Annotated in this window: 9 protein-coding genes and 2 pseudogenes; 6 read left to right on the top strand and 5 right to left on the bottom strand. The window is 71.5% G+C overall.

The genetic code is table 11. The features are described from left to right. From PV721_RS21800 to PV721_RS21785, 4 genes and pseudogenes are all read left to right on the top strand, one after another. Positions 1 to 715: pseudogene (locus PV721_RS21800) on the top strand (phosphoketolase); the annotation flags it as partial. 123 nt (positions 716 to 838) lie between these two features. Continuing rightward, positions 839 to 1315, top strand: a pseudogene (locus tag PV721_RS21795) (universal stress protein); the annotation flags it as partial. Between the two features lie 110 nt (positions 1316 to 1425). Beyond that, a complete protein-coding gene (locus PV721_RS21790; RefSeq protein WP_319727005.1) occupies positions 1426 to 1836 on the top strand; it encodes a universal stress protein in 411 nt (136 codons plus the stop codon). A 130-nt stretch (positions 1837 to 1966) separates the two neighbouring features. Further along, a complete protein-coding gene (locus PV721_RS21785; protein WP_319727004.1) occupies positions 1967 to 2563 on the top strand; it encodes a CBS domain-containing protein in 597 nt (198 codons plus the stop codon). A gap of 342 nt (positions 2564 to 2905) precedes the next feature. Here the strand turns inward: PV721_RS21785 and PV721_RS21780 are convergent, their stop codons facing one another. The 5 genes from PV721_RS21780 to PV721_RS21760 all read right to left on the bottom strand — a co-directional run bounded on the left by PV721_RS21780 (position 2906) and on the right by PV721_RS21760 (position 6620). Then, the gene (locus tag PV721_RS21780; RefSeq protein WP_416371147.1) at positions 2906 to 3286 is read right to left on the bottom strand and encodes a dsRBD fold-containing protein; all 381 of its coding nucleotides are present in this window, start codon (positions 3284 to 3286) and stop codon (positions 2906 to 2908) included. Then, a complete protein-coding gene (locus tag PV721_RS21775; protein ID WP_319727003.1) occupies positions 3279 to 3875 on the bottom strand; it encodes a hypothetical protein in 597 nt (198 codons plus the stop codon). The genes PV721_RS21780 and PV721_RS21775 overlap by 8 nt, the downstream gene beginning before the upstream one ends. Positions 3876 to 4245: 370 nt before the next feature. Beyond that, the gene (locus PV721_RS21770; RefSeq protein WP_319727002.1) at positions 4246 to 4695 is read right to left on the bottom strand and encodes a universal stress protein; all 450 of its coding nucleotides are present in this window, start codon (positions 4693 to 4695) and stop codon (positions 4246 to 4248) included. Positions 4696 to 4851: 156 nt separating this feature from the next. Further along, complete coding sequence (locus PV721_RS21765) at positions 4852 to 5538, bottom strand: helix-turn-helix domain-containing protein (protein ID WP_319727001.1); 687 nt, start codon at positions 5536 to 5538, stop codon at positions 4852 to 4854. A gap of 5 nt (positions 5539 to 5543) precedes the next feature. Then, a complete protein-coding gene (locus tag PV721_RS21760; RefSeq protein ID WP_319726999.1) occupies positions 5544 to 6620 on the bottom strand; it encodes a zinc-dependent alcohol dehydrogenase family protein in 1077 nt (358 codons plus the stop codon). Positions 6621 to 7000: 380 nt separating this feature from the next. On the opposite strand from PV721_RS21760, the gene PV721_RS21755 reads away from it, so the two are divergent. Then, positions 7001 to 7138 (top strand): hypothetical protein, encoded by a 138-nt coding sequence (locus PV721_RS21755; RefSeq protein ID WP_319726998.1) that lies wholly within the window; start codon positions 7001 to 7003, stop codon positions 7136 to 7138. Between the two features lie 348 nt (positions 7139 to 7486). Continuing rightward, a complete protein-coding gene (locus PV721_RS21750) occupies positions 7487 to 7750 on the top strand; it encodes a hypothetical protein (RefSeq protein ID WP_319726997.1) in 264 nt (87 codons plus the stop codon). Positions 7751 to 7792 lie beyond the last annotated feature (42 nt).

The raw sequence follows: 7792 nt of genomic DNA, 5'->3' as shown, positions 1-7792 counted from the left end.
CGTACGGGTCTACCTGCCGCCGGACGCCAACACCCTGCTCGCCGTGGCCGATCACGCCCTGCGCAGCCGTGACCAGGTCAATGTGATCGTCGCCGGCAAACAGCCCTGCTTCGACTGGCTGCCGATCGACGAGGCCCGCACCCACGTGACCCGCGGCGCCGGCATCTGGGAGTGGGCGGGCACCGACCACGGCTACCGCGAACCGGACGTCGTACTCGCCTGCGCCGGCGACGTGCCCACCATGGAGGTGCTGGCCGCCGCGGCCCTGCTCCGCGAGCACCTCCCCTCGCTGGCCGTCCGCGTCGTCAACGTCGTCGACATCGCCCGGCTGATGCCCCACGAGGAACACCCCCACGGCCTGACGGACGCCGAATACGACGCGCTCTTCACCGGCGACAGGCCGGTGATCTTCGCCTACCACGGCTACCCGTGGCTCATCCACCGCCTCGCCTACCGCCGGACCGGCCACGCCCAGCTGCACGTCCGCGGCTACAAGGAGTCCGGCACCACGACCACCCCCTTCGACATGGTCGTGCGCAACGACATGGACCGCTACCGGCTCGTCATGGACGTCATCGACCGCGTCCCGGGCCTCGCCGGCCGTGCCGAGGGGCTGCGCCAGGCCATGGCCGACCAGCGCATCCGCCACCACGACTGGATCCGCGAGCACGGCATCGACCTGCCGGAAGTCGCGGACTGGGCCTGGCCCCACTGAACACGTACCGGGCGCGGCGACCGGTCCGCCCGACGGCCTGGTCGGGGATCCTTCGTGGCCGGCGCGCACGGGCGACAGCGCCGGAGTCAGCTGCCTGCGCTCCTCAGCCTCGTCGAACGACTCATGGAGTCGTCGCCGTGGCATCGCACGTCGGAGCCCGAACCGACGACACACTGGCCACTCACGCCGGCCACGCCCGCGATGCACAGCCCTGGTGATGAGGTTCCGGCCCGGACGGGAGAGATTGCAGCCATGAGAGACCACGTGACCGTCGGGGTCGACGGCTCCCCCGGGAGCCGGGCAGCCGCGCGCTGGGCAGCGCAGGAAGCTGTTCTGAGGGGAGTACCGCTGCGCCTCGTCCACGCCGTCGACTGGCCCCTGGACCCGGTGTTCCCGGGTCTGGGCCGCCAGGACGTGGATCGCTGGGCCGACCGGGCGCTGACGGAGGCGACGGCGGAGCTGCACCAACGCCATCCCCAGCTGGAGATCACGGTTCGCTGTCTCGCGGCCCGGCCGGCAGCGGCCCTCGCAGCCGAAGCCGCCGACGCCGGACTGCTGGTCCTGGGCTCGCGGGGGCCGGGTGGGCTGATGGGCTTCCTCGTCGGCTCCGTCGCGATGTCCGCGCTCGTGGCCACTGACAGCCCGGTCGTCATGGTCCGGGTCACCGACGACCCGGACGGCCCTCGGACCGGTTCCGGCTCCGAACTGTCGTGGGGGTCGACGTCCACGAATCGTGCGACCGCGTGCTCGCCTTCGCCTTCGAAGAGGCCGCCCGGCGGGGCTGTGCGCTGCGGGCCGTCCACGGCTGGAAGATGCCGCCCGCGTACACGTACGTCCCGTTCTTCGACCCGGACGACGAGCGGGACATCGGCAGGGGCATGACGCACATGGTGGACGACATGCTGCTGCCCTGGCGGCACAAGTTCCCGGACGTGGACGTCAGCCCCGGGGTCTTCACGGGATCCGCGGGCGACCATCTCGTCCGGGCTTCCCGGGGCGCCGGGCTCGTCGTCGTCGGACGCCGCCTGCGCCGCTCCCCCCTCGGCACCCACCTGGGCTCCGTCGCCCACGCGGTCCTGCACCATGCTGCCGCTCCAGTGGCCGTCGTCGCCCACGGGTAGGCGGCCGGAGCACCTTCACACCATCGAAGCCGCAGCCACACCCTCACGGAGCAGAGGCCATGAAACACCTTCGGACCGCCGATGACGTCATGACCCACGCCGCGGTCTCCATCGACCGGGAGTCGGCCGCATGAGACACCGCAGTGTCGTGGACCTGATGACGACCACCGTGATCACCGTCCGACGCACCACCGCCTTCAAGGAGATCGCGCGGCTCCTGAACGAATACGACATCACCGCCATGCCCGTCATCGATGACGACGGACACCCGGTCGGCGTCGTCTCCGAAGCCGACCTGCTCCGTCGGCGGCCGACGGGCGGTGCGACGACCGCCGAACAGCTGATGACGAGCCCGGCCGTCACCGCCCGGCCCGAATGGAGCGTGGTCCGCGCCGCCCGGGTGATGCAGCGGCGCGGGGTCAAACGGCTGCCGGTCGTCGACGCGGACGGCCGGGTGACCGGAATCGTCAGCCGCAGCGACCTGATCCAGTTGTTCCTGCGCCGGGACCGCGCCATCCAGGAAGAGATCCTGGAGGACGTCCTCACCCGGACCCTCCGTCTCGCTCCCTCGTCGATCACTGTCGACGTCGATGACGGTCTGGTGACGCTCAGCGGACACCTGTCGCGGGCCGAGCTGCTGCCCGTCGTGGTGCGCCTGTGCCAGAGCGTCGACGGGGTCGTCGACGTGAAGAACAGGCTCACCTGCGCCGAGGCCGGGCAGACCTGACCGGGACCGGGGCCGTTCGGTCCCCGGTAGGGCCGCTCGGGCCCTACCCGGAGCACGGCGAACGGCGGAGAGGAGATGAGCTGGTCCCCTCCCGCATCGGCGCACACGACTGAGGCCGCACAGACAGGGACAGTCCCGTGACCGCAACGATCCTCGCCCACGGCACCGTCGCCGAGCTCGCCGGCGACGCCAGCACCGCCCCGTCCATGCACAACGCACAGCCCGGCCTGGTAGGCAGAGGGCGGGCCCTTGCCGCCGGCCGTGACCTCGCTGGTCAGCTCGATCGCCGGTCCGTCACCCATGCTTCCAGTTTCGTCCCCTGCCTCGGCGACCGCCTGCTCGTCACCTGGCCGCAAGGTTCATCCAGCCGCTGTAGGGCGTGAGCGACACCTCCTCCGGCGCGGCCCCGGCCCTCACCATGTCACCGTAGGCGGTGCGCTTGAGCTGGGTGGCGAGATCCTCCAGCGCGCGGGCCGTGGCGAGTTCGTCGCCGATCTCGGGAACGTCCTTGTCCGCGGGGTTGCAGCGGGCAGTGCCGTGGCCGGTGAGCCGGTTGGTTCCGGTGTCGAGTTCGACACGGACCTTGGTGGTGTGGCCCTCCTCGAACAGGTAGACGCGGGTCTCCCATTCGGTCGCGTGCGACATGGTGTTCCTCCAGGGGTTCAGGAGCGGTGGCGGCGCCGCCGGGACCCGGCGGTCCTGGTCGGCGGCGGTGTCAGTCATCGCCGCTTCCCTGCCCGGGGCGCAGACGGCCGGACCACCGGGGCTCGACGCTCTCCCATTCGCTTTCCCATGCCTGTCCGCTGCGTGCGTCGACGATCCGCAGGCGGGCGTAGACGGCGGCTCCGGCTGCGAGCACGATCGTGGCCGAGGCTCCGGTGCCGAGGCCGATGGCGTGCAGAGCGATGTGGGCCGTGCCGGGCGGGGCGGTGGTCGCATTGCCCCGGTCGTCGACCCAGAGACGGACGGTTTCGCCGTTCCGGGTCGCTGCCGGGACCGGCACGGTTTCCGTGTGGACGCGGTGGGAAGTGTCGCGCCAGGTCGCGGGAGCCACCGGGACGGGGCGGGTGCTCGGCTCCGGCCCGGCCCGGTAGGTGGTGTCGCCGACTGTCACTGCCGTGACGGAATGCCGGTGGCGTGCGATCTCTGCCGCGGCGCGACCGGCGTCCGTCCAGGCGCTCCGTCCGACCGCGACACCGCAGACCACGGCCAACAGGCAGGCCACCATGAAGGTGACGCGCAGGCGCGCGCGGGTACGGTCGGCGTCACGCCTGAGCGGATTGTCCTCCCTCCCCTGCCTCCGGTGGTGCATGACGCGCCTCCGTGCTGTGTCCCTGCCGATCCGCCGGCTCAGGCGGCGAGCTCGGTGCTGATGTGGTGGGCCCAGGTCTGGAGAACCCGGGCGTCCTGGCCGTGATGCCGCCACACCGGACACTGTCGCGCAGCCGGCAGCGGTACCGCATGGGCCGGACGGATCCCGGCCGGGGCCATACGGTCCTCCCGGTAACGGCTCCCGTCGGTGCCGGCCCCGTGCTCCCCAGTATGCGAGGGGACGGCGCCGGCGTGCGCAACGCCGAGCGGCGCAGCGCAGGGTCGTCCCGCGCATCTGCAACTGGCGCGACTGCGCACATGGCGCCCGGCACCCGCACCGGCAGGCCGACGCACTCGGAGCCCGCAGGGAATTACTCGACGGGTACGTCCGGTCGGACGATCGTGACCGGGCAGGGAGCATGCAGCGCCACCTGCTGGCTGACCGAACCGAGCAGGGCCCGGCGGAAGCCGCCTCGGCCGCGACTTCCCACGACCAGCATGTCGACACCCTCTGCCTCGTCCACCAGGACCTCGGCGGGATTGCCCCGTACCAGGCGCTCCTGGACCTGGGAGGCGCCGCCCTCGCCGAGGACCGTGAGGACCTCCTCCACCAGACGCCGCTCGGCCTCCTCCTCGTCGAAGTCGGCGTCGACCGCAGGCGCCGACCACGTTCCGGCGCCGGGCAGATCCCACGCGGTGACCGCTTCTACTTTCCCGCCCACCAAGCCCGCGTACCGGACCGCCCAGCGCAGCGCGGCCTGGGACGAAGGGGATCCGTCGACACCCACTACCACCCGCGGAGTCTCAAGCTGCCTTTCCATCCCGACTCACCCTTCCGATGGCTCTACATCCACAGTGCCCGCCACGGCTGCAGCCGCGACCGCTGTCGGGGCCCGCGCATGCCGGCGTACCTTCGCCTCCTGGCAGGAGCGCCACGCACCCTCGCCCTGCTGCCGGGCGAGGGCCGCCCACTTCGTTCATGATTCGTGGGCGATGCGCCGGCCGGTGAGCCGGACGGGGGCGAGTTTCATCCAGTGGGTGCGCGGTCCGCCGGCCCAGGGCTGGGACCGGGCCGTAGCCGTCAGGTGCTGGATCTCCTCGGGGTCCGTGACCGCTTCCAGCTCGCCCACGGCCAGGACGCTCCAACCTCCGGCGGTGACGTCGTCGATGTTGTCGATCTCGAAGGCCACCTGTGTGCCTGCCGCTCTGGCCGCGAGGGCTTCCACGGCGGTGCGGAACGCGATGTCGGGGCCTGCGATCAGATAGTTGACCGGGAGGACGGCCGGCCCTTCGGGGGTGAAGACGGCGATGCGGCCCACTCCGTGCGTGCCCAGCAGCCGTCGGCACTCGTCCTCGTCCAGCGGCACCAGCGCGGTGTCGCGGCGGGCGGTGGGACGCCCGCGGACCTGGCCGGCGCTCGCACCGGTCAGGTCGTCGACCGTGACGCCGAGTACGTCGGCCATGCGGAGGAGGGTGCCGATGGCGGGAGAGGCTGCGTGCTCCTCCAGGTAGGTGATGTAGTTGGCGTCGGCTCCGCACTTCCGGCCGAGTTCTTCACGGCTGAGACCGAGGGCGGTGCGGCGGGCTGCGATGCGGCGGCCGAGGTCGGTGCGTCCGGCCGTCTCGCCCATGTCCTGCGGGTTGGTACTCGGTGTGCTCTTCACGGCACTCACTGCTCCTGGGGCGGCACGGCGACCGCGTCGTGCTGCGGTCCGCCGAGCACGACCTTGAGGGCGCCGGTTTCGCCGGCGCGGGAGAAGACGTCGTACGCCTCTTCCATCTGTCCGAGCTCGAAGCGGTGGGTGACCATGGCGGCCCCGGGGAGGCGGCCTGCGGCCATCATGCGCAGCAGCATGGGGGTGGAGTGGGTGTCGACGAGACCGGTGGTGATGGTGACGTCCTTGATCCAGAGGTCTTCGAGGTGCAGGGTGGCGGGCTTTCCGTGGACGCCGATGTTGGCGACGCGTCCGCCGGGGCGGACCATGCGGGTACACATCTCGAACGCCTCGGGCACGCCCACGGCCTCGATGACCACGTCCGCACCGAGCCCGTCGGTGAGGTCCTCGACCAGCCGCTCGGGCTCCTCGTCCGCGCTCGCAGTGGCGTCGGCACCGAGGTCCCGTGCGGCCGTCAGCCGGGACGCGGCGAGGTCGACGGCGATGATCCGCCCGGGGCTGTAGAGCCCCGAGGTGGCAATGGCGGCCAGACCGATGGGTCCGGCGCCGACCACGACGACCGTGTCGCCGGGGCGCACGTTCCCGTTGAGGACGCCCACCTCGTAGGAGGTCGGGAAGATGTCGGCGAGCAGTACGGCATCGTGGCTGCTCACGGCGCTGGGAAGCGGGTGGACGGAGAGGTCGGCGAAGGGAACGCGGACGTATTCGGCCTGGGTGCCGTCGATGGTGTGGCCCAGGACCCAGCCGCCGCCCCCGCGGCACTGGCCGTAGTGGCTCTCGCGGCAGAACCGGCAGCGGCCGCAGGAGGAGATGCACGAGATCAGCACGCGGTCGCCGGGACGGACGCTGCGTACGTCGCCGCCGGTTTCGACCACGGTTCCGACGGCCTCATGGCCGAGGATCCGGCCGGGTGTCACTTCGGGTACGTCGCCCTTGATGATGTGCAGGTCGGTGCCGCAGATGGTGACGGCGTCGACCTGGATGATCGCATCGGCGGCGTCCTTGATCGTGGGGTCTGGGACGTCCTGCCAGGAGGTCTGCCCGGGTCCTTGGAAGACGACTGCCTTCATGACTGCGGCCTCTCTGTGCTGCGCGGGAAGGGGTCACCCCCAGGCTGTGGCGGCGTACTCCCGTCCCGCATGGGCCGGTCGGCCCCTCCGCCCTCCGAGGGGGCCGGGGGGGGCCTCTCCGTCGCGTCGTGGCGGATGCGACGGCAGGTATCCGGCACCCGTCCCCGAAAGGAGGGCCGCTGCCATGTCCCGGTCGGCCCCGCCTCCCGCCCGGCGCTGCTGAGATTCCTCGGCGGTGTCCGGACGGTCACCGGCAGCAAGTTCCTGATCGAGAGCGACCACGCCCGGATCCTCGACTGCGGGGCTCTTCCAGGGTGTCGCGGACCTGCGCCGACGCAACTGGGACAAGCTGCCCTGCGACGCCTCCGACATCCGCGCCGTTGTCATCACGCACGCCCACCTGGACCTGCGGCTACCTTCCCCGCCCGGTCAGGTACGGCTTCCGCGGCCCCATCCTGACCAGCGCCACCACCGCCCGCCTCGCCGAGACGGTGCTCCGCGACAGCGCCCGCCTGTAGATGGAGGCCGCCGAGCACGCCAACCAGCACGGCTGGTCCAAGCACCGGCCCGCCAAGCCACTCTACGACGATGACGAGTCGACCACACGGTCACGTTCTTCGACCCGGTACCGGTGGGCAGCGAGATCGAGATCATGGCCGGCACCAGGCTCACCCTCCACCACGCCGGCCACATCCTCGGCTCCGTCTGGGCCCACCTGACGCTGGAGGACGGCCACACCCTCGCCCTGAGCGGCGACCTCGGCCGCCCTGGGCTCTCCTCAAGGTCTTCCTCCGCACCGACGAGGAGCTGGCCGCCGAGATCCGGCACACCGTCGTCGAGCGCCTCTTCCCCTCTCCCACGAGGCCGTGGGCGTCACCGTCTCCCAGGGCGTCGCCACGCTGACCGGAACCCTGCTCGATTCGGTGTACGCCCGTCAGCTTTCCGCCGACCAGACCCTGCTGTTCACCGCGAACCGAGGGCTCAACACCATCACCGTCTACGACTATCCCGCCAACTCGGTCCGGCAGCGGGTGCGCATGCCGCAGCTGCGGCAGTACGTCGATGGCCTTCCCTGGTGGCACGACCCTCGACTCGGCTTCCACCACAGCACGCTGATCTCCCCTCCGTGAGCACCCGGCCCCCGCTGCGGCGTCGATCGGATCCGCAGTCTC

Origin of the sequence: Streptomyces sp. MB09-01 (genome assembly GCF_033794505.1) — a bacterium.
Taxonomy (GTDB): Bacteria; Actinomycetota; Actinomycetes; order Streptomycetales; family Streptomycetaceae; genus Streptomyces.
This window is presented reverse-complemented; position numbering and strand designations above follow the sequence as displayed.